General features: G+C 62.0%; 19 protein-coding genes and 1 tRNA gene. 14 read left to right on the forward strand and 6 right to left on the reverse strand.

Annotated elements, in window-relative coordinates:
• The first annotated feature begins 19 nt into the window (after positions 1-19).
• From ilvB to ACZ5C7_RS14955, 9 genes are all read left to right on the forward strand, one after another.
• Complete coding sequence (gene ilvB, locus ACZ5C7_RS14915; protein WP_464377078.1) at positions 20-1,840, forward strand: biosynthetic-type acetolactate synthase large subunit; 1,821 nt, start codon at positions 20-22, stop codon at positions 1,838-1,840.
• Positions 1,837-2,499, forward strand: coding sequence for an acetolactate synthase small subunit (gene ilvN / locus ACZ5C7_RS14920; protein ID WP_464377079.1), 663 nt, complete (start codon positions 1,837-1,839; stop codon positions 2,497-2,499). Before ilvB ends, ilvN begins: the two co-directional genes overlap by 4 nt.
• Entirely contained in the window at positions 2,492-3,544 is a 1,053-nt protein-coding gene (gene ilvC, locus ACZ5C7_RS14925; RefSeq protein ID WP_464377080.1) for a ketol-acid reductoisomerase, read from the forward strand. Before ilvN ends, ilvC begins: the two co-directional genes overlap by 8 nt.
• A gap of 19 nt (positions 3,545-3,563) precedes the next feature.
• A complete protein-coding gene (locus tag ACZ5C7_RS14930; protein WP_464377081.1) occupies positions 3,564-3,980 on the forward strand; it encodes a hypothetical protein in 417 nt (138 codons plus the stop codon).
• Positions 3,977-5,398, forward strand: coding sequence for a 3-isopropylmalate dehydratase large subunit (gene leuC / locus ACZ5C7_RS14935; protein WP_464377082.1), 1,422 nt, complete (start codon positions 3,977-3,979; stop codon positions 5,396-5,398). Before ACZ5C7_RS14930 ends, leuC begins: the two co-directional genes overlap by 4 nt.
• A complete protein-coding gene (leuD, locus tag ACZ5C7_RS14940) occupies positions 5,395-6,024 on the forward strand; it encodes a 3-isopropylmalate dehydratase small subunit (RefSeq protein ID WP_464377083.1) in 630 nt (209 codons plus the stop codon). The genes leuC and leuD overlap by 4 nt, the downstream gene beginning before the upstream one ends.
• A 176-nt stretch (positions 6,025-6,200) precedes the next feature.
• Positions 6,201-7,181 carry an isocitrate/isopropylmalate family dehydrogenase gene (locus ACZ5C7_RS14945; RefSeq protein WP_464377084.1) on the forward strand — a complete coding sequence of 327 codons (981 nt, stop codon included), beginning with the start codon at positions 6,201-6,203 and terminating at the stop codon, positions 7,179-7,181.
• 56 nt (positions 7,182-7,237) lie between these two features.
• On the forward strand, positions 7,238-8,302 hold the full coding sequence (locus tag ACZ5C7_RS14950; RefSeq protein ID WP_464377085.1) for an alpha/beta fold hydrolase: 1,065 nt from the start codon (positions 7,238-7,240) through the stop codon (positions 8,300-8,302).
• A 46-nt stretch (positions 8,303-8,348) separates the two neighbouring features.
• The gene (locus tag ACZ5C7_RS14955) at positions 8,349-8,771 is read left to right on the forward strand and encodes an SHOCT domain-containing protein (protein ID WP_464377086.1); all 423 of its coding nucleotides are present in this window, start codon (positions 8,349-8,351) and stop codon (positions 8,769-8,771) included.
• Positions 8,772-8,823: 52 nt separating this feature from the next.
• Here the strand turns inward: ACZ5C7_RS14955 and dph5 are convergent, their stop codons facing one another.
• The 6 genes from dph5 to ACZ5C7_RS14985 form a co-directional block, all read right to left on the reverse strand.
• The gene (gene dph5 / locus ACZ5C7_RS14960; RefSeq protein WP_464377087.1) at positions 8,824-9,636 is read right to left on the reverse strand and encodes a diphthine synthase; all 813 of its coding nucleotides are present in this window, start codon (positions 9,634-9,636) and stop codon (positions 8,824-8,826) included.
• 484 nt (positions 9,637-10,120) lie between these two features.
• The gene (locus ACZ5C7_RS14965; RefSeq protein ID WP_464377088.1) at positions 10,121-10,618 is read right to left on the reverse strand and encodes a Rieske (2Fe-2S) protein; all 498 of its coding nucleotides are present in this window, start codon (positions 10,616-10,618) and stop codon (positions 10,121-10,123) included.
• A 47-nt stretch (positions 10,619-10,665) separates the two neighbouring features.
• Positions 10,666-11,412, reverse strand: coding sequence for a metal-dependent transcriptional regulator (locus tag ACZ5C7_RS14970; RefSeq protein ID WP_464377089.1), 747 nt, complete (start codon positions 11,410-11,412; stop codon positions 10,666-10,668).
• Between the two features lie 42 nt (positions 11,413-11,454).
• Positions 11,455-12,408, reverse strand: a complete 954-nt coding sequence (locus ACZ5C7_RS14975; RefSeq protein ID WP_464377090.1) for a metal ABC transporter permease — start codon at positions 12,406-12,408, stop codon at positions 11,455-11,457.
• Position 12,409: 1 nt separating this feature from the next.
• The gene (locus ACZ5C7_RS14980; protein WP_464377091.1) at positions 12,410-13,177 is read right to left on the reverse strand and encodes a metal ABC transporter ATP-binding protein; all 768 of its coding nucleotides are present in this window, start codon (positions 13,175-13,177) and stop codon (positions 12,410-12,412) included.
• An 87-nt stretch (positions 13,178-13,264) separates the two neighbouring features.
• Complete coding sequence (locus ACZ5C7_RS14985) at positions 13,265-14,212, reverse strand: metal ABC transporter substrate-binding protein (RefSeq protein ID WP_464378457.1); 948 nt, start codon at positions 14,210-14,212, stop codon at positions 13,265-13,267.
• Positions 14,213-14,348: 136 nt separating this feature from the next.
• On the opposite strand from ACZ5C7_RS14985, the gene ACZ5C7_RS14990 reads away from it, so the two are divergent.
• From ACZ5C7_RS14990 to ACZ5C7_RS15010, 5 genes are all read left to right on the forward strand, one after another.
• Positions 14,349-15,470 (forward strand): class I SAM-dependent methyltransferase, encoded by a 1,122-nt coding sequence (locus tag ACZ5C7_RS14990; protein WP_464377092.1) that lies wholly within the window; start codon positions 14,349-14,351, stop codon positions 15,468-15,470.
• Between the two features lie 201 nt (positions 15,471-15,671).
• Positions 15,672-15,745, forward strand: a tRNA-Thr gene (locus ACZ5C7_RS14995).
• A gap of 135 nt (positions 15,746-15,880) precedes the next feature.
• Positions 15,881-16,108, forward strand: a complete 228-nt coding sequence (locus ACZ5C7_RS15000; protein WP_464377093.1) for a hypothetical protein — start codon at positions 15,881-15,883, stop codon at positions 16,106-16,108.
• Entirely contained in the window at positions 16,105-16,332 is a 228-nt protein-coding gene (locus tag ACZ5C7_RS15005; RefSeq protein ID WP_464377094.1) for a hypothetical protein, read from the forward strand. Before ACZ5C7_RS15000 ends, ACZ5C7_RS15005 begins: the two co-directional genes overlap by 4 nt.
• Positions 16,329-19,874, forward strand: a complete 3,546-nt coding sequence (locus ACZ5C7_RS15010) for a hypothetical protein (RefSeq protein ID WP_464377095.1) — start codon at positions 16,329-16,331, stop codon at positions 19,872-19,874. Before ACZ5C7_RS15005 ends, ACZ5C7_RS15010 begins: the two co-directional genes overlap by 4 nt.
• Positions 19,875-19,889: the final 15 nt, after the last annotated feature.

Here is a 19,889-nt window from a genome sequence, read left to right on the forward strand (position 1 = left end):
CAACGGCGGGAGGACCCATATGAGCGAACGCGCTTCCTCGATCACATCACCAACAGAAGCGGACGACCCACCGGCAGGGGAACAGCACGCGGACGAACCGGACACATCGGAACCGGCGACGTCGGTTCCCGATAACGAGACCGACCAGGACCCCGTCACGACGGGTGCCCAGTCGGTGATTCGAGCGCTCGAGAACGCGGGCGTCGAGTACGCCTTCGGCGTTCAGGGCGGCGCAATCATGCCCGTCTACGACGCGCTCTACGATTCGGATATCTACCACGTGACGATGGCCCACGAACAGGGTGCCGCTCACGCGGCGGACGCCTATGGCATCGTCTCGGGCGAACCGGGAATCTGTCTGGCGACCTCCGGACCGGGTGCGACGAACCTCGTCACCGGCATCGCCGACGCCGACATGGACTCGGATCCGATGCTCGCACTGACGGGACAGGTTCCGCGGGAGTTCGTCGGCAACGACGCGTTTCAGGAGACCGACACCACCGGCGTCACCACGCCGGTCACGAAGGATAACACTTTCTCGAACGATCCTGACACCGTCGGATCGGACGTGAGCGAAGCGTTCGCGCTCGCTCGCGAAGGCCGACCTGGACCCACCCTAGTCGACCTGCCCAAGGACGTGACGAAAGCGGATACCGAACACGAACCCGACGAGCCACTGGTTCCGGACACCTACGAGGTCCAAGAACGCGCGGATCCCGAAATCGTCGAGCAAGCGGCTCGACGGATCGAAAACTCGAGCAAGCCCGCCTTGTTGTTGGGCGGCGGCGTCATCAAGGGCGAAGCCAGCGAAGCCTGTCGCGAGTTCGCCATCGAACACGAGATTCCGGTCATCACGACGATGCCCGGCATCGGTTCGTTCCCCGAAGATCACGAGCTGTCGATGGAGATGGCCGGCATGCACGGCACCGGCTACGCCAACATGGCGGTCACCCACTGCGACACGCTGATCGGCATCGGAACGCGCTTCGACGACCGGCTCACCGGCGGGATCGAGACGTTTGCACCCGACGCCGAACTGATTCACGTCGACATCGATCCAGCCGAGATTTCGAAGAACATCCACGCGGACTACCCGCTGATCGGCGACGCCGAAACGGTCGTCACCCAACTGGCCGAGGAGATGGAAACCTCGCCGCAGGCGACCAAGTGGCGAGCCCAGTGTCAGCAGTGGAAATCCGACTACTCGATGGCCTACGACGCCCCGGAGGACCGACCGGTCCAACCGGAGTTCGTCGTCGAAGCCTTGGACGAAGCGACCAGCGATCGAGCGGTCGTGACGACCGGCGTCGGCCAACACCAGATGTGGGCCTGCCAGTACTGGACCTACACCGAGCCGCGGACGTGGGTCTCGAGTCACGGACTCGGCGCGATGGGATACGGTCTCCCATCGGCTATCGGGGCGCGGATCGCCGCCGACGACGACCAGGAAGTCGTCTGCATCGACGGCGACGGCTCGTTCCTGATGACGCTGCAGGGTCTGTCCGTCGCGGTTCGCGAAAATCTCGACATCACCGTCGTCGTGCTCAACAACGAGTACATCGGGATGGTCCGGCAGTGGCAGGACGCCTTTTTCGAGGGGCGTCACGCCGCCTCGGAGTACAACTGGATGCCCGAGTTCGACAAGCTCGCCGAAGCGTTCGGCGCGCAGGGCTTCCGAATAGACGAGTACGACGAGGTTGCAGACACCATCGAGGAAGCGATCGACTACGACGGACCATCAGTGATCGACGCGCACATCGATCCGCAGGCGAACGTCTATCCGATGGTTCCAAGCGGCGGCGACAACGGCCAGTTCGCGCTGGCGGAGGACCAACTATGAGCGGTGGACTCGACGGACCGACCCCAGAGGAACGTCCGACGCCGGCGGGGCGGCGGACCGCACAGGGGATCCGCGTCGACCCCGAAGTCGAGGCCGAACACGAACCGCGCCGAACCGTGATCTCGACGCTCGTCGAGCACGAACCCGGCGTTCTCTCTGACGTTTCGGGGCTGTTCTCGAGACGCCAGTTCAACATTGAGAGTCTCACGGTCGGCCCGACGGACAACGAAGACCGGGCGCGGATCACCCTCGTCGTCGAGGAGACCGATCCCGGCATCGAACAGATCAAAAAGCAACTCCGGAAGCTCGTCCCGGTCGTTTCGGTCCAGGAGCTCGAGCCCGACGCGATGCGTCGCGAACTCGCGCTCGTAAAGGTCAACGCGATGCGGCCCGATCGGGTTGCGGCTGTTGCGGATATGTTCGACGGGAAGACCGTCGACGCCACTCCCGAGACGGCGACCATCGAGATCACGGGAAGCGACCAGAAGATCGATTCGGCGATCGAAGCGTTCGGCCAGTTCGGCATTCGCGAGATCTCCCGAACCGGAACGACGGCGCTGGCGCGCGGAACGACGGACACCGCCCGCGAAGCGCCGCCGGAAGAATCGGCCCAGAACGAACCAACCCAACCACAACAATCACACGCAGACGATGACTGAAGACTTTACCACCGAAATCTATTACGACGGAGACGTAGACGAATCGCACCTCGCAAACTCGACCGTTGCCGTCCTCGGCTACGGAAGCCAGGGCCACGCCCACGCGCTGAACCTCCACGAAAGCGGCGTCGACGTGATCGTCGGCCTCCGCGAGGATTCGTCCTCGCGCAAACCCGCCCGCGAAGAAGGCCTCGAGGTCGCGACCGCGGCCGAAGCGGCGAAACAGGCGGACGTCGTGTCCGTACTGGTCCCCGATACGGTCCAGCCGGCCGTCTACGAGGAGATCGAACCGCACCTCGAGGAGGGTGACACGCTCCAGTTCGCCCACGGTTTCAACATTCACTACAACCAGATCCAGCCGCCCGAGCACGTCGACGTGACCATGATCGCGCCGAAGTCGCCGGGCCACCTGGTTCGGCGAAACTACGAGCGCGACGAGGGAACACCCGGACTGCTCGCCGTCTATCAGGATACGACCGGAGACGCGAAGGAACGAGCGCTCGCCTACGCGAAGGGAATCGGCTGCACTCGAGCGGGCGTCGTCGAAACGACGTTCAAAGAGGAGACGGAAACCGACCTCTTCGGCGAGCAGGCCGTCCTCTGTGGCGGCATCGCCCAGCTGATCAAGGTTGGCTACGAGACGCTCGTCGACGCCGGCTACAGCGAGGAGATGGCCTACTTCGAGTGCATGAACGAGATGAAGCTCATCGTCGATCTGATGTACGAGGGCGGCCTCGGCGCGATGTGGGATTCGGTTTCCGACACGGCCGAGTACGGCGGCCTCACCCGCGGCGACGAGATCATCGACGACCACGCTCGAGAGAACATGGAGGAAGTTCTCCGGCAGGTTCAGGAAGGCGAGTTCGCGACCGAGTGGGTCGCGGAGAACCAGGCCAACCGGCCAGTCTACACCCAGTTGAACCAGGCGGAGAAGAACCACGAGATCGAAGATGTCGGCGAGCGACTTCGCGCCCTCTTCGCGTGGGAAGAAGCGAACGAGCAGAGCGAAGACGAGGACGAGAAAACGCGCGTTCAGGCGGACTAATCGAGGCGACCGAACACAGATGACACGAGAGACAGAAACGACGACCACCGATTCCGGGACGACGAGCGGCGCTTCTGGATCGACGACAAACACGTCCGGAACGACGACGGAAACAGCGTCCGGTTCGAGTGATACGATGGGAGAGATCAGTCACACTAATCCCTACACCGACGAATCGACGGGACAGCTGTTCAGTCGCGGCCCGATCGTTGCGGCGGACGGCGGCCGATCGGAGGCCGTCGAACCGGACGACGAACAATCCGAACGAACAGCGACGGACGAGCAAATGACGACCGACGAGCGAACGACGGCGGACGACCGAAGGATGAAAACCGTCAGTCACACGCCGCCGACCGAAGAAGCGGATTCGAATCGAACGAACCGGGTCTTCGAGCGGGGACACGTACGAACTGACGGGGTTGAGGACAACAAATGAGCGAGGGAACACTCTACGATAAGGTGTGGGATCGGCACAAAGTAACGACGCTTCCGACCGGACAGGATCAGCTGTTCGTCGGACTGCACCTCATCCACGAGGTCACCAGTCCGCAGGCCTTTGGCATGCTCGAGGAGCGCGACCTCGAGGTCGCCTACCCCGAACTGACCCACGCGACGGTCGATCACATCGTGCCGACATCCGATCAGTCGCGTCCGTACGACGAGGACTCGGCCGAAGAGATGATGTCCGAACTCGAGCAGAACGTTCGAGACGCGGGCATCGACTTTTCCGATCCGACCTCGGGCGATCAGGGGATCGTCCACGTCATCGGACCGGAGCAGGGACTCACCCAGCCGGGTAAGACGATCGTCTGTGGCGACTCACACACGAGCACCCACGGCGCGTTCGGCGCGCTGGCGTTCGGTATCGGGACCTCCCAGATTCGGGACGTCCTCGCGACGGGAACGCTCGCGTTCGAGAAACAGAAGGTCCGCAAGATCGAGATCACCGGCGAGCTCGGCGACGGCGTCGAAGCCAAGGACGTCATCCTCGAGATCATCAGCCGCCTGGGAACCGAAGGCGGCGTCGGCTACGTCTACGAGTACGCCGGCGAGGCCATCGAGAACCTCGGCATGGAGGGCCGGATGTCGATCTGTAACATGTCTATCGAGGGCGGCGCTCGAGCGGGGTACGTCAACCCCGACGAGACCACCTACGAGTGGCTCGAGCAGACCGATCACTTTCAGGAGAACCCCGAGAAGTTCGAGGCGCTCAAACCGTACTGGGAGTCGATCGCGAGCGACGACGACGCCGAGTACGACGACGTCGTCACCATCGACGGCTCGGAGCTCGAGCCCGTCGTCACCTGGGGAACGACCCCGGGCCAGGGAATCGGTATTACGGAGGAGATTCCGGCACCCGAAGACCTCCCCGCGGACAAAGCGGATACGGCAGAACGCGCACAGGAACACATGCGCGTCGAGCCCGGCGAGACGATGGACGGCTACGATATCGACGTCGCCTTCCTCGGCTCGTGTACCAACGCTCGACTGCCGGATCTGCGACGCGGTGCCGAAATCGTCGAAGGCCGTCAGGTCGACGACGACGTTCGGGCGCTGGTCGTTCCCGGCAGTCAGCGCGTACAGGAGACCGCGGAGGCCGAAGGCCTCAAGGACATCTACGAGGAAGCCGGCTTCGAGTGGCGAAACGCCGGCTGTTCGATGTGTCTCGGCATGAACGAAGACCAACTCGAGGGCGACGAGGCGTGTGCCTCCTCCTCGAACCGGAACTTCGTCGGCCGACAGGGGAGCAAGGACGGCCGCACCGTCCTGATGAACCCGCGGATGGTCGCCGCGGCGGCGATCACCGGGGAGGTTACCGACGTGCGCGAACTCAAGGAGGTGAACCTGGCGTGAGCGACGAAGTCGACATCCCGGAAGTAACCCACGAATCGGGATCCGGCGTTCCGATCGAGGGCAACGACATCGACACCGACCAGATCATCCCGGCTCGGTTCATGAAGGTCGTCACCTTCGACGGACTCGGAGAGTTCGCCTTCTTCGACCTGCGCTTTGACGACGACGACAACCAGAAGGAACACCCCTTCAACGAGGAGCGCTATCAGGACTCCTCGGTGATGGTCGTCAACAGCAACTTCGGCTGTGGCTCCTCGAGAGAGCACGCACCCCAGGCGCTGATGCGCTGGGGAATCGACGCGATCATCGGCGAGAGCTTCGCCGAGATTTTCGCGGGCAACTGTCTGGCGCTCGGGATTCCGACCGTCACCGCCGACAGCGAGACGATCCAGGAACTGCAGGCCTGGGTCGACGAGAACCCGAACGAAGATATCGACGTCGACATCGAGGAGGAGACGGTTACCTACGGCGGAGAGACGATCGACGTCACCGTCGACGACGCCCAGCGAAAGGCGCTAGTCGACGGCATCTGGGACACGACGGCGCTGATGAAGTCGAACGCCGGCGAAGTCCAGAAGAAGGCCGAAGAGTTGCCGTACGTCGACGACTCGACGGCTTCGTCGTAGCCGCGACGCTCGGTTTGAAGCTGTTTTCTTGTGGCGATCTGTTGAATCGACTTTCCCGTTCCGCTCGAGTCTAGCACGGAGGACAACGACGAACAGGGTTCCGTAGTACCGCGCGGCGCGCGATTGCCGATCCCGGTATCGACACCCTCATTTCGGTCCCCTCGAGACGTTCAACCATGACTCACGAAATCGCCGTTATCCCCGGAGACGGAATCGGACAGGAAGTAACGCCGGCAGCGGTCGAAGTTTTAGAATCCCTCGAGATCGACTTCGAGTTTCGCGAGGCCGACGCCGGCGACCGCGTGAAGGAAGTCACGGGCGAGGCACTTCCCGAGGAAACGTACGAACTGGCGGCCTCGGCGGACGCGACGCTGTTCGGCGCGGCGGGCGAGACTGCGGCGGACGTTATTCTGCCGCTCCGAGAGGCGGTCGATTCGTTCGTGAACATTCGTCCGGCGAAAGCCTATCCCGGAATCGACGCCGTTCGCCCGGAAACTGACCTGGTCTTCCTCCGCGAGAACACCGAAGGCGTCTACGCGGGCCACGAGGATCGCCTCTCCGAGGACGTCTCGACGTTGACGCGTGTCGTCACCCAATCGGCCTCGAGAGATCTCGGCGAGTTCGCCTGCGAGTACGTCGAAGACGGCGATCACGACGGCTTTACGATCGCCCACAAGGCGAACGTCATGCGCGAGACCGACGGCGTCTTTCGGAACACGATCAAGTCGGTCGCCGACGAGCAGGGCGTCGAAACCGACGAGGTGCTGATGGACGCCTTCGCGACGAAAGTCTGTCTCGATCCCGAGCAGTTCGACGTGATCGTCTGTCCGAACCTCGCGGGCGACGTGCTCTCGGATCTCGCCGCGGGGCTCGTCGGCGGCCTCGGCTTGCTCCCCTCGGCAAACGTCGGCTCCGAACGAGGTCTGTTCGAGCCCGTCCACGGCACCGCCCCCGATATCGCCGGCGAGGGCGTCGCGAACCCGGCCGCAACCATCGTCTCCGCCGCGATGATGCTCGAGTTCCTCGGCCACGACGAGGAGGCCGACGCGGTTCAGGATGCGGTCGAGACAACCCTCGAGAACGGGCCGCGGACGGCCGATCTCGGCGGAAGCGCCTCGACCGAGGACGTGACGGCCGCGATCATCGACGAGCTGTAGTCGAGCGCCACATTCCGCGCGAACAGTTATTTGGGGCGACGTGGTAGCGCCCCGTCGTGACTCGAGCGGATACACTCTCCGGCGTCGAATCGCGACTGGTCGAAACCGAACGGCTCGAGACGCACGTGCTTGAGGCCGGCGATCCCAGCGGACATCCAGTCGTCTTTCTTCACGGGAACGTCTCGTCCTCGCGATTTTTCGAAGATCGATTGATGGAGCTTCCGGACGGCTACCAAGCAATCGCACTGGATTTCCGAGGATACGGCGATTCGGAGACGAAACCCGTCGATGCAACGTGCGGCCTCGAGGATTTCGTCGCGGATCTCCGAGCGCTGTGCGTTGATCTCGAGATCGAAGACGGGGCGACGCTCGTGGGCTGGTCGAACGGTGGCAGTGTGGCTATGGAGTACACGATAGAGTACCCGGACGCCGTGGAAAGGCTCGTGTTACTGAACCCGGTCTCGCCGTACGGATTCGGCGGAACGAAGGATCTCGAGGGAACGCCGTGTTACGACGATTACGCCGGCTCCGGCGGCGGCCTCTCGACGGACGAGTTCGTCGCGGGCCTCGAGCAGCGAACTCGGAAGCCGACGGGCGACGGCTCTCCGCGGGCGGTGTTGCGCTCGTTCTACGTCGACCCGACGTACGATTTCGATCCGGAACGCGAGGAGTCATACGTCACCGGCATGCTCGATACGGAAACTGGAACCGAAAACTACCCTGGCGAATCGCTCGAGTCGCCGAACTGGCCCGGTGTGGCACCTGGCGAGGCCGGCGTCAACAACGCCGTTTCGCCGAAGTATTGTGACCTCTCGACGATCGCGGAGATCGATACGAAACCGCCCATCTTGTGGCTTCGCGGCAAAACCGACCAGATCGTCTCGAACGAGTCCGTGTTTGACCTGGGAGCGCTCGGTCGACTCGGAAAGGTTCCCGACTGGCCTGGCGAGGACGAGTTCCCACCGCAACCGATGGTCGACCAGACCCGCGCCGTCCTCGAGGACTACGAGGACGCAGGCGGCGAGTTCGAGGAGGTCGTCCTCTCCGGCGTCGGACACACGCCCCACGTCGAAGCACCGACGGAATTCGAGTCGCATCTCGAGTCGGCCCTCGAGCGGTAGTTCGACACACAGTAACGGTTTTACTTGGTGACAGATATGGTCGACTATGGCCACCGATCTTCCCACGTTCGAACAACGTCGGCTACTGGTCGGGATCGCGCTTCTTTCGGTCGGACTCTGGTTGTTCATCGGATTTCTGGCGCTCCCGGCGTTTTTGATGGCGATCCCGTTTTCGGGAATTCTCATCGTCCTCCCGCTCGTCTGGCTCCTCGGCGACGATTTCCCGCTCGTCGAATCGGCGGGAGACGAGAACTCATCGGCCACCGAAGACCCGGTCGATTCGCTTCAACACCGGTATTCGACCGGAAGGATCGACGAAGCCGAGTTCGAGCGGCGACTCGAGACCCTGCTCGAATCGGACGAACCGGAGACGGACGAACTGGAGAGAGACAAAATAGACAGGCAATCCGAAGGGTCGTCGAAGTACGACCGGCTTCCCGAAACCAAACTGGACGATGAGAGATTGTAGGTCGTCTTTTCGCTGAATTGATCGCAGTTCGTCTCGACCGAGCAAGCGAATCTCAGACGATATCGAGATCCTCGCGATTCGCACCCGCGAGTTCGACCAGCGCATCGGCCTCGAGTAAGTGACAGTCTCCGGGGACCACAAGCAAGTGGAGCGGGTCGCCGAACTCCCGCGTCGCGAGGTCGGTCATCGTCCCCGCTTCGACGAGCGGATCGGGGCTTCCCGCTCGAGCGACGACGACGCCGACGAGGTCGGGGTACTCCTCGGCGAGCAACTCGGCTCCGACGTCGGCGGTCATGTACTCCTCTATCGTCTCGTCGGTGTCGACGCGTTCGGTCGCGGCCTCGTTGTCGACTTTGATGTCCAGATAGACGACGGTGTGACTGCCTTCTTCGCGATTGTCGTCGATCGTATTCGTGACGCTCGCGGGAAGGCCGTCGGCGCCGTGAGCATAGGGAAACGGCAGCGTGGTCGCCGTTCCGAAGCGGTAGTTCTGGAGCCCCGTCAACGCGCTCGTGGCCGTCTGTGCCGTGACGCCGTGAATAACCCGCGTCTCGATCCCCCGTTCGTGTGCGCGGAGCCGAAGGTCGACGTGGGTCGTCGAGATCATCGTATCCCCTGCGGTGAGGAAGGCGACGTCTTCGGACTCGGCGGCCTCGAGAATCTCTTCGGGGTGCTGTTCGACGCCGGCGCGATCGCGAACCTCGATCGAGATGTCGTGGTGCGTCTCGAGGTTCTCAATCGTCGTTCCGACGAGTTTGCTGGTGTAGAACTCCGCGAACGCCTGATCGGCGGTTCGGAGCGCCTCCTGGCCCTCGACGGTGATCGAGCGTTCGTCGTAGAGACCGAGGCCGATGAAGGTGAGCATGGACTACCGTAGTGACGGGATCGTGGAGTAGGTTTCGAGTCGGAACCGTATCGTCGAGGGGACCTCTCAATCGGCTGGTGAGGCGTTTCGAACTGGGACAGCTTGTAGTGTATCCGTTCGAAGCGTATCGTTCAAAAATGCAAATTCGCGTGCGTACTGTGGGGAGTGGCATGAGTACGCTGCCAATCGATCGCGAGAACGATCGGCAACACAGAAGCTCCAGTCATCAGAGTGACGACCGATTGGTGACTGATCACGTAACCGTGACGCCATCTGCACAGACGCGTCACAGTCCATATCGCTTACCGGCCGGGTGTCACCTGGCACGTCCGTAGCCGGTCAGCACTTCCGTTTTCCGTTGTTCATCTCGAGTTGTTGATCACCTCCATGCGTAGTAGTCACGTCCACGCGACCCACCTTAAATTTTACCTAGCTAATTTTATTTTTAGACCTATCTAATCTCGTGGAGACAAAACCGGTCTCGCTACAGTGAAATGTGCGACGTCGACGACGGGCCGTCCTCATCGTCGTCTCCGTCGTCCTCGAGTCCGCCGGCGTGGTCGAACGTGTACTGACGATCGACGAGAGCGACGATTTCGACGCCTTCGTCCGTTGCTTCGTCGGCCGTGCTGGCCGTTTGCTCGCTCCCGTCCTCTTGGGCCGGCGAATCGACGACAACGTCGACATCGACCGACACGAGCCGCGTTCCGGCGGCTTCACCGTTGTCGCAGTCGCCCGAACAGGCGTCGAACAGCGAGCCGTGTTTCGGACAGATGATCTCGCCGTCGCGCATAGCGGCACCGAATCCGCGATCCAGCCGCTGGGCTTCGTGCGTGCATCGGTTCACCCACGCTTCGACGCCATCGTCGCACGGAACGAGGATGATTTCCTCCGGCTCGCCCTGGCGGTCTCGAGCGGTAAACAACCACGACCCCTCCTCGTGGACGGTTTCGACGGTCGTCAATCGAGTCTGCGTTGCCATGCGTCCCGTTCGGGCGTGAGCCAAATAGCAGTTGTTCCCGTCTCCCATCAGTTGCTCCCGTCTACCGGTTGAACGAAAATCCGTTCGCAGGCTCGTTTCGGAAGGGTCAACGGCGACGTGTCCCGATCCGTACCAGCGACGAGTTCGGTCGACTCGAGCGGCGTTCGCTCGAGAATTTCGACGGTGACGCCGGGCGTGATTCCGCAGTCGGCCAGATACCTGAGCCGCTCGCCATCGGCGCACACGCGTTCGACGCGGAGGGGCTCGTCCGTCTCGGCCTCGCTCAACCGAGTCCACGGTTGGCTCGGCGGGGCGAGTTCTTCGTCCGGAATCGGATCGCCGTGGGGATCGCTCGAGGGATCCTCGAGAATAGTCGTCAATCGGTTCACGAACCGGTCGCTGACGTAGTGCTCAAGTCGGTCCGCCTCGTCGTGGACTTCGTCCCACTCGTACTCGAGGTAGTCGGCGAGAAACGTCTCGAGGAGTCTGTGATTTCTGATGACGCCCAGTGCGACGTTCTCGCCGGCCTCGGTGAGCGTCACGGGCCGGTGTTTCTCCCTGTGGATCAACCCTCGGCGCTCGAGCTTCTCGAGCATGCTCGAGACCGTGGGTGGGGTCACTTCGAGGCGGTCGGCGATCCTCGAGGTCCAGACCGCTCCGTCGTGGTCGTACTGGAGTTCGTAGATCGTTTTCAGGTAATCTTCCATCACCGGCGTGACGGCGTTCGGATCGACGGTACTCCCCGAACGCGGTGTCTCTGCAGCGTCGGCTGGGGGATTGCGTTCAGTCGGCATAGTCGAACGGTTCGGTACCCGTCTGCCACCGCCTCGTTCGGATCATGCAATCACCGACCAGAGATAGAGTGCGATCGCGACGAGGATGATCATCGCTCCCGTAGCGATATTCCACTGGTAGGACAGAAAGATCCCCGCGAAGACGGCGACCTGTCCGAAGACGACCGAGAGGACGAGTCCCCGATTGAAACTGTTCGTGAACTGCATCGCCGCGGCGACGGGGATCACGAGCATCCCGGCGACGAGGATCGCACCGAGGATCTGCATTGCGGCGACGACGACGAGCGCGGTGAGGACGATCAACAGCGTATCGTAGAACCGGACGTTGATCCGGGCCAGCCGCGCCGCTTCTCGATCGAAGGTGATGAACAGGAGCTGTTTGTGCGTCAGGGCGACCGTTCCGATCACTAACAACGTGAGCCCGACCATGAGCTGGACGTTCTCGAAGGGGACAAAGAGGATGTCCCCGAAGAGATAACTCTCGACGGTCGCGTGAAACGTCACGCCGTAGGAGATGACGGCGATGCCGAGCGCGAACCCGCCCGTAAGCATGACCGCGATTGGGATGTCCGCGTAGCCGTCCGTTTTGATCGCGATGTACTGCATACAGAGCGCGGCGAGGGTCGCGGCGACGAGCGCGAACAGGAGCGGATAGTCGAGGCTGGGAACGGCAGCGCCGACGAACAGCCCGATTGCCACGCCGCCAAAAGCCATGTGTGCGAGCGCCTCGCCGATCAGGGCCATCTGTCGGTTCACGAGGTACGCGCCGACGACCGGCGCGGTAATGCCGATGAGGATGCCCGCGGTGAATCCGCGCTGTAGGAAGCCGCTGCAGACCAGCCACGTGTCGAAGGCACTGCAGGTCCCTCCCCAAAAGCTCTCGAACAGCGGGGGGAATAGAACGTACACCAACACGTAAAAGGCGGCTAAGACGATCGGAATCGCCGCCAGCAACCCGACGGGTTGGTTCCACGACTCGAGGCGTTCGATCGACATCTTAATCACCCGTTGCGAGCTCGGAAGACCCCGGATTCGTCGCTTGGAGGACGCGCGCCGAACTGTACGCTTTCTCGAGCGCACCGCTCTCGAGGAACCGTTCCGTTTCGCAGTGTTCGTACAGTTCGCAGTCGAGACAGGCCATCGTGTCCGCGTGCTCCGCGACGACGCCGATATCGTGTTCGATCAGGACGATGGTCATTCCGCTCTCGTTAAGTTCCGTAAGCAGGTCGTAGAACTGCTCGACCGAGTCGGCGTCGACGCCGACGGTCGGCTCGTCGAGTGCGAGTAAGTCCGCCTCGGAGGCGAGCGCTCGGGCGATGTACGCCCGCTGTTTCTGTCCGCCCGAGACTTGACTGATCCGTCTGTCGGCGAGGGCGGTGATATCTACTTGCTCTAATGCGTCGTCGATGATCCAGTGATCGTCGTCGTTCAATCGTTGTAACCCGGCGTGTGGATACCGACCCATCTCGACGACTTCGCGGACGGTAACCGGCATCATCGAGTCAGCTTCGGTGGATTGCTGTGAAACGTACCCAAGGCGGGTTCCGTCGGTGAACTCCGAGACCGGGGTGCCGAAGAGTTCGACCGCTCCGGAATCCGGTTGCTCCAATCCGAGCAATATTTTCAACAGCGTGGTTTTCCCGGACCCGTTCGGGCCGATCAAGCCGAGAAACTCACCCTTCTCGATGGTAAGCGAGACGTCTTCGACCACGGGTCGGTCGTCGTACGCAAAGCTTACGTTTTCGACGGTGGCTACGGAACTCATATGCGACAAATACGATGGCGATGTAGTTTATTCTTTGTCATAGCAATCTTTTATATTTGACTAGTCTAATATTTGTGGTTGCGCCAGTTACTGTACGTTCAGAGCCTTCTCGAGCGTCGGAAAGTTGACCTCTCGATAGTGATCGACGTAGCCCCAGTCGTTCTCGTCGTACTCCTCGAGTTGCGTTTCGACGGGTGAAATCGGGAGTACTTCGGCGTCGGTTTCGTCAGCGATCGATTCCGCGAGATCGTCCGGTTCGCCGACGTCGTAGACGACGTGCTCGATTCCGTGGTCTTCCATTACCTCCTCGATCTCTTCGACCTCCTGGGCGGACGGCTCGGAATCGGGGGACGTCCCGATGGGCGAATGAATGTCGAGGTCGTATCGGCGATTCCACCACTGGAAGGAATCGTGCGTACTGACGATCAGCTGGTCAATCTCGGCGCGATCAACGAGATCGTCAAAATCTTCGTGGAGTTCCTGAAGCTCCTCGTTGAACGCCTCCGCGTTCGCTTCGTACGCCTCGGCGTTGTCGGGATCGAACTCGGACAACTCCGCGGCGATGTAATCGACTGCGGTCTGGCACTCAAGTGGGTCCATCCAGAAGTGCTCGTCGTCGTCCTCGGCGGGGCTATCGAAGAATTCGATGTCGTCTGCGGATTCGATCACGTAGACATCGTCATCGTCCTCTAGTTCGGACGCTGCGTCGTCCTGCCAACTGGCGAAATCCCGAAGGTAGATGAACACGTCCGATTCTTCGATATCCGAGACGACGCCCGTTCCGGGGTCGAATTCGTGCCCGTGTTGTCCGACCGGGACGAGGTCGATTACGGCCATGTGTTCGCCGGCAACGTTACGCGTGAGGTCCCAGAGCGCAAGGAATCCGGTCGAAACGGTGTACTCCGCATCACCGGTATCATCCTGCGGATCGTCCCCGAGACAGCCTGCTATTGCTCCAAACCCGAGACCGCCCGCACCGGTGATCGTTTGTCGTCGCGTCACTCCGCCCGATTCGTCGTTCGCGTATTTCTTCATTGTCATCCGAAGTACCACCACCAACAAATATAGTTGTTATGATCTAATCAATAGATTAGTCTAGTCTAATAACTGGCAACAGTAGCTCTCGTGACGGAAACGTCAGCGTTACGGCGCCTCAGCGGCGAGTTCGTGTATGAACGTTCCGTGCGTCCGCGTGCCGCCCGCGAACGGAGAAGTGACGCGTCAGGAACTTGCGGACATGGATCTCATCGTCGACGGGTACGAGATCATCGTCGAAGACGGCTGGCTCTACATTCCAGTCACGGATCCGGAAATCGTCACCGAAGCGTTCGGGGACCTTGAACTCGTCACTTACGACCTTCCCGAGCGGGAAACGCAAACGACTCCCGCGGATATTTTGGGCGTTGATCCCTCGTACGAACGAATCGGGGATGTCGCGTTGCTCGACGAAGGAAACGACAGCGTCGGAGCCGACAGAGACGACAAAGGTGGAAACGACGAAGAGGACAGTACCAGAGGGAGAGACAACAGCGGCAGGGATAACGAAGACAAAACCGGCGGAGCCACCGATGACGACCGCGACGACTCTGAACGACGGCCGGCAGAAATCGCTCGAGCCATCGTCGATTCCGATCTTCCCGTCGAGACCGTCCTCAACAAAGCCTCGAAGGTCAAAGGCGAGACGCGCACCCGCGACTGGGAGGTGCTCGAGGGAGCGGGGACCGAGACGGTCCACCGGGAGTACGGCTGTGAGTTCGCTCTCGATCTCGCTGCGGTCTACTTCTCGCCCCGGTTAGCGACGGAGCGCCATCGAGTCGCCGAACAGGTCGTATCCGACGAGCACGCGTTCGACATGTTCGCAGGAGTCGGACCGTTCGTCGTCCCGTTCGCAAAACGCGGCGCGACCTGCGTCGGCGTCGATATCAACGAGACCGCGATCGAATACCTGCGCGAAAACGCACGTCGTAACGGCGTCGAGGACCGCGTCACGGCGATCTGTGACGACGTTCGGTCGGTAGCACCCGAGTACGAAGGGTGGGCCGACCGAGTCGTGATGAACCTTCCCCACAGCGCCGACGAATTCCTCGAGCCCGCCATCCAAATTGCGGGCGAGGAGTGCGTGTTGCATTATTACGACATCCAGCACGAGGACGATCCGTTCGGTCCCGGCGAGCAGGCGATCCGCGAAACTGCCGAACCGGCGTACACCGTTACCGTCGAAAACCGCCGAGTAGTCCGATCGTATGCGCCCCACGAACAGAACGTCTGTCTGGACGTTCGACTCGAGGGGTAATTGCGTGGGAATCCACCGCACGGCGGGACGGTCGAGATTCGCAACCCTTATGGCCTGTTTCGGACCTACGTAAGAATAGCACGTGACGGTGCCGGTGTCTTGTCGAGAAATCGAGATAAGGCTCGGCACTTGAACGAAGTGAATGTGCCGGTGTTGAGGCGACGACGTCGCCGATGCACGGGGCGCGAGTAAAACGAGCGTGCCGGTGTAGCTCAGACTGGCAGAGCGAATCCTTCGTAAGGATTAGGTCGAGGGTTCAAATCCCTCCACCGGCTTCTACCAAATTACTTACAATCCCACGATTCAGGGTCGGGGTATCCCGACGACTGCTGTGGGTTTGGTCCTACGTCGAATACTTCTAAGAGTAGGAATGAACCGGATTTCGCGATACCATCTGGAGGTGTCGCGGCATGAGCGGGCGGTCTTACGATGGTCACGCTCTCGACGGCACGGTTCAGTACATCACCGAACGGCCGGAGCTCGACAAAGAAGCCGAGAGCGTCGTCTACGCAACTGAACCGGAACCGGCCGGTCAAGAGCGAACCGAGGGTGTTCCGGAAATCGAGACCGACCCGGAGGTCGAACGTCCCGACGTCGACGGTCAATCGTCGTTCGACGACTGGGGGTGGTCAGCGTGACGACCGGTTACGTGGTCAACCTCGACAATGGGCACAACGCGTTCTGTGTCGAGATCATCCCCGGTGTCACCTACTGCGGAGGGATGTTCTCTCCCGCTGCGGCCGACCGCGAGGTGTACGCGATTGGTCGCGATGAAGATCACCCACACAACTACCTCTGTTACGACTGCTCGAAAGCCGATTCTCGCAGAGTCCGCGGTGCAGCACGGGGTGAGATCGCGTGAGCGACCGACCGTCCCTCGAGGAACAGGTCGAGCGCTACCTCGAGACCAACCCCGACGCGTCGGTCCCGGAAGTCGCAGGAGCGCTCGGAGAGTCACCCGCTGCGATCGCGGAGGTCGTCACCGACGAGACGCCGGAACCGGCCGAAGACTCAAATAATAGGGCCCGAGACCACCTGAGAAGGTCACGAACGCGGTCACGGACGGCCCTTCGCACACGGTTCTCGAAATGGGCCGATGCCGACTTCGCGAACCCCGAGTCGAACAGTTGGCCCGACGAACTGCTCGAACGTGAGCAGTGGATGGGGCACGTCGATAAGAAGCCGTTCGCCCCGTGGGCTGACCGCGATCACCCCGAGGCCGACGTCGACGAAGACGCTCGCTGGAAGTGGGGCCTCGAGGAGAACTACGGCGACGGTGAAACCATCGCGATGGCCGAGATCGATCCCCGACTCGACGGCCGTGCGTTCCTCCAGACCGAGAGCGATCCGTACGTCTACGTCGATGGTGACGACGTCCGCTGTCCCGAGACCGGCGACGTCCACCCGGCGTTCGTTGCTATCCTCGAGCACTTCGGAACGACCTACGCCGACATCTCTCAGTCCGGCGCCGGCGTTCACGCGATCTACCGTGGCGAGTTCCCCGATGACGTGAAGCAAGCCGCCTGGCGGATCGACGAGGATCCGTGGGGAGAGAACAACGATCTTCCGTCGATCGAGATCTATCCCGGCAAGCGCGTCTGTGTGATGACCGGCGACCACGTCGCTGGGACACCGACCGACGTTCGCGAGTGGGACGCCGACGTCCTCGAGCCGATCCTCGAGGCGAACGACCAGGTCGACACTCGCAATCGGGATCAGGATCCCGACGTCCCCGAGCGCGAGGAACTCGACTTCGAGGACTACGAACCGAACGCGACCTCGAGCAGCGAGACGACTGACGACATCCGTGATGTCTTCACGGCGATCGATCGCCTCGATGCTCAACGAGTCGGCGAACGTACGATTGTCCAGCGCTGGAACGATAGCGCGTCGACGAGTGAAGGCGAACGGGCGTTCTGGCCGACCTGGGGTAGTCTGAACGACGGCGGGACGGCGAACATCTGTAATTCGGAGCGCTGGCAGGACACCGGTGAACTCGGTGGCTACGGTGGCGTGGTCACGATGGCCGCGATCGACGCGGGCGAAATCCGACCGGCAAACGCGCGCCCCGTCGACGGTGAAACGTGGTGGCGCGGTGTCGAACGATTGCGCGAACTCGGCTTCGCGGTCCCGGAGTACGAACCCGACGATGACGGTTATAAGGGAGATGGTAACGCAAAAGCGGTCTCGGCACTCCCGATCGGACAGTTAGACGCGCTCGAGCCAGCTGAACGACGACGATACGCGAAGAAACGTGGTCTCGAGTGGCCGTCGACGGACGATGCTCGCGAAGAGCTCTTCGAGACGATCGCCGACGTGGTCCGCAACGAGGACGAACGGATCGTCGACGCGCCGACATCGCTCGGGAAGTCCCACACGATCGCGTCGACGCGATGGGGGGCTCGCGAGGACATCACCGGTGACCGACCGGTCGTTCATCTCCTCGAAACGCGCGATGCCCGCGACGAAGCCGTCGATGTCGCCGAAAAACACGGCGGGCAGTATCACGTTCTCCTCGGTCGTCACGAGGCCTGCCCCGTCTGTGCTGGTGACCACGACGACGAGATTTCGATCAACGGCGAGCCCGCCAGCGAGTGGCTGGACGCACAGTGTGAGGGGAAGGGGATGCCCTTCTCGGCAGCCCATCGCTACCTCGAGGACAACAACGACCAGGGCGTCGAGCTTCCCTGCGGCGGTGACCGCTGCTCGGCGATCACACAGTGGGAGACGTACCGCGACGGACCCGACGGTGAAATCGACTACTGGCCGCTCGTCATCGCGACGCACAACTTTGCGTTTGCACCCGGGCTCCGGATGCACAACAACGTCGTCGTCGACGAAGAGCCCAGTTACGCACAGGACGATCTCTCGACGAGCCGGATTCGAGAAGCCGTCGGTGCCTACCTCCGTGAGATCGACGCGCCTGTAAAGACTTGGGAAGCCTTCGTCCAACTCTCCCGGCACGACGATTACCAGGGCGACGCCGCGAACGAACGCGACGCTCTCGAGGACGCACTATGGACCGATCCCGACCAAGAGTGGTACTTCGAGGATCCCGACGCGCACACACTGGCCCCGGCGCTCGCGAGGGCAATCTTCCGCGCCGAGGATCGGGCGAACGACCGTCGGTTTGGGAAAACGGTGCACGAACCGCCGCGCCTCGAGGCCGGCGTTCGCGACGATGACGAGTGGAACCGCGAATGGGTCTCGATCGTCCTCGACGAGAGCAACGACGTCCGGTCAGTTCGGACCGTGCCCGACTTCGGCGCCGCGCGGTCGGTCGTCGGGCTCGACGCCCACCCCGCGACACCACTCTGGCAGGCGAACACCGTCCCCTGGATCAAGACCACCGACGTCCTCGAGCCCAAGCAACGCCAGCTGTGGCGACGCTACGAGCGCGGGCTTCGAGTTGTCCAGGTTGGCGATGCGACCCGCCCGCTGTCGGGTGACAAGGCACTCGAGTGGCTCAACGAGGACAAACTCGAAGTACTACTCGAGCACCTCGTCGACGAGTACGGTGCCCAGTTCCGAACGGCGATTACGACCGCCCAGACCGAAGATCGCCTCGCGGAGCTCATGGACGAAGCTGGCGTCGACGTCAAACGCGACGAACACGGCGACGCGAAGAACCTGATGCACTTCGGGGCCGAGAAATCGCGGAACGACTTCGCGAACGAGTCGATCGGCCTCGTCAACGGTTGCATGGATCCCGGTGACGACTACGTCCTCGATCTCCTCGCCGAACTCGACCTCGAGGCCGAGGTGGAGACTGCCGTCGACGACGCCGGCGACGAGTACCGAGCCCGTGGTCGTGGCTTCGAGGGTGACGACGCCGAGACAGCTAGCGAAATCCTCGCCTCGGTCCGCGAGAACCACATTGCACAGTCCGCCGGTCGGTACGCTCGCTCCCCTGACGATCCCGACGTGACGGCTACGGTGTTCGTTCGAACCGACGCTGTCCCCGCTGGGTTCGCCGATGTCCAAACCCCTGGTGTCGAGTGGGTGTTCACCGACCTCCAGGAGGAGATCGTCGACGAACTCCGCTCGAGTGCGAGCTCGAAGACGGCGCGGGAGATCGCCGAGTCGGTCGGCTGTACGAAAGAACACGTCCGACAAACGCTCGATCGACTCTCCGATAACGAGTTCGGTGAACCAGCTGTCCACGTCTCCGAAGGGACAGGATCCCATGGAGCAACGCTCTACAGCGAGTCTGGCCTCCCATCCGTCGGTTTTGTAGACATTCACGAATCACCAACTACCCCCTACGGGGACTCTAGTAGGTGGGCGTTGGCGATCCGCGACCCCTATGCAGGAGGTGACGTCGATCACGGGCTGAGTGGCACGGATAGTGACGACACTACCCCAGTCTGGGATTGGCGGTCACCGCCTGATATAGGTGACTGACCTTACCGACCCCCC

Source organism: Halostagnicola alkaliphila, assembly GCF_055379965.1.

What these genes read in the sequence shown, in the direction of transcription:
- ilvB (WP_464377078.1), top strand. Translation starts at nt 20, where the DNA reads ATGAGCGAACGCGCTTCCTCGATCACATCACCAACAGAAGCGGACGAC.
- ilvN (WP_464377079.1), top strand. Translation starts at nt 1,837, where the DNA reads ATGAGCGGTGGACTCGACGGACCGACCCCAGAGGAACGTCCGACGCCG.
- ilvC (WP_464377080.1), top strand. Translation starts at nt 2,492, where the DNA reads ATGACTGAAGACTTTACCACCGAAATCTATTACGACGGAGACGTAGAC.
- ACZ5C7_RS14930 (WP_464377081.1), top strand. Translation starts at nt 3,564, where the DNA reads ATGACACGAGAGACAGAAACGACGACCACCGATTCCGGGACGACGAGC.
- leuC (WP_464377082.1), top strand. Translation starts at nt 3,977, where the DNA reads ATGAGCGAGGGAACACTCTACGATAAGGTGTGGGATCGGCACAAAGTA.
- ACZ5C7_RS14945 (WP_464377084.1), top strand. Translation starts at nt 6,201, where the DNA reads ATGACTCACGAAATCGCCGTTATCCCCGGAGACGGAATCGGACAGGAA.
- ACZ5C7_RS14955 (WP_464377086.1), top strand. Translation starts at nt 8,349, where the DNA reads ATGGCCACCGATCTTCCCACGTTCGAACAACGTCGGCTACTGGTCGGG.
- dph5 (WP_464377087.1), bottom strand. Translation starts at nt 9,636, where the DNA reads ATGCTCACCTTCATCGGCCTCGGTCTCTACGACGAACGCTCGATCACC.
- ACZ5C7_RS14965 (WP_464377088.1), bottom strand. Translation starts at nt 10,618, where the DNA reads ATGGCAACGCAGACTCGATTGACGACCGTCGAAACCGTCCACGAGGAG.
- ACZ5C7_RS14970 (WP_464377089.1), bottom strand. Translation starts at nt 11,412, where the DNA reads ATGCCGACTGAACGCAATCCCCCAGCCGACGCTGCAGAGACACCGCGT.
- ACZ5C7_RS14975 (WP_464377090.1), bottom strand. Translation starts at nt 12,408, where the DNA reads ATGTCGATCGAACGCCTCGAGTCGTGGAACCAACCCGTCGGGTTGCTG.
- ACZ5C7_RS14980 (WP_464377091.1), bottom strand. Translation starts at nt 13,177, where the DNA reads ATGAGTTCCGTAGCCACCGTCGAAAACGTAAGCTTTGCGTACGACGAC.
- ACZ5C7_RS14985 (WP_464378457.1), bottom strand. Translation starts at nt 14,212, where the DNA reads ATGAAGAAATACGCGAACGACGAATCGGGCGGAGTGACGCGACGACAA.
- ACZ5C7_RS14990 (WP_464377092.1), top strand. Translation starts at nt 14,349, where the DNA reads ATGAACGTTCCGTGCGTCCGCGTGCCGCCCGCGAACGGAGAAGTGACG.
- ACZ5C7_RS15000 (WP_464377093.1), top strand. Translation starts at nt 15,881, where the DNA reads ATGAGCGGGCGGTCTTACGATGGTCACGCTCTCGACGGCACGGTTCAG.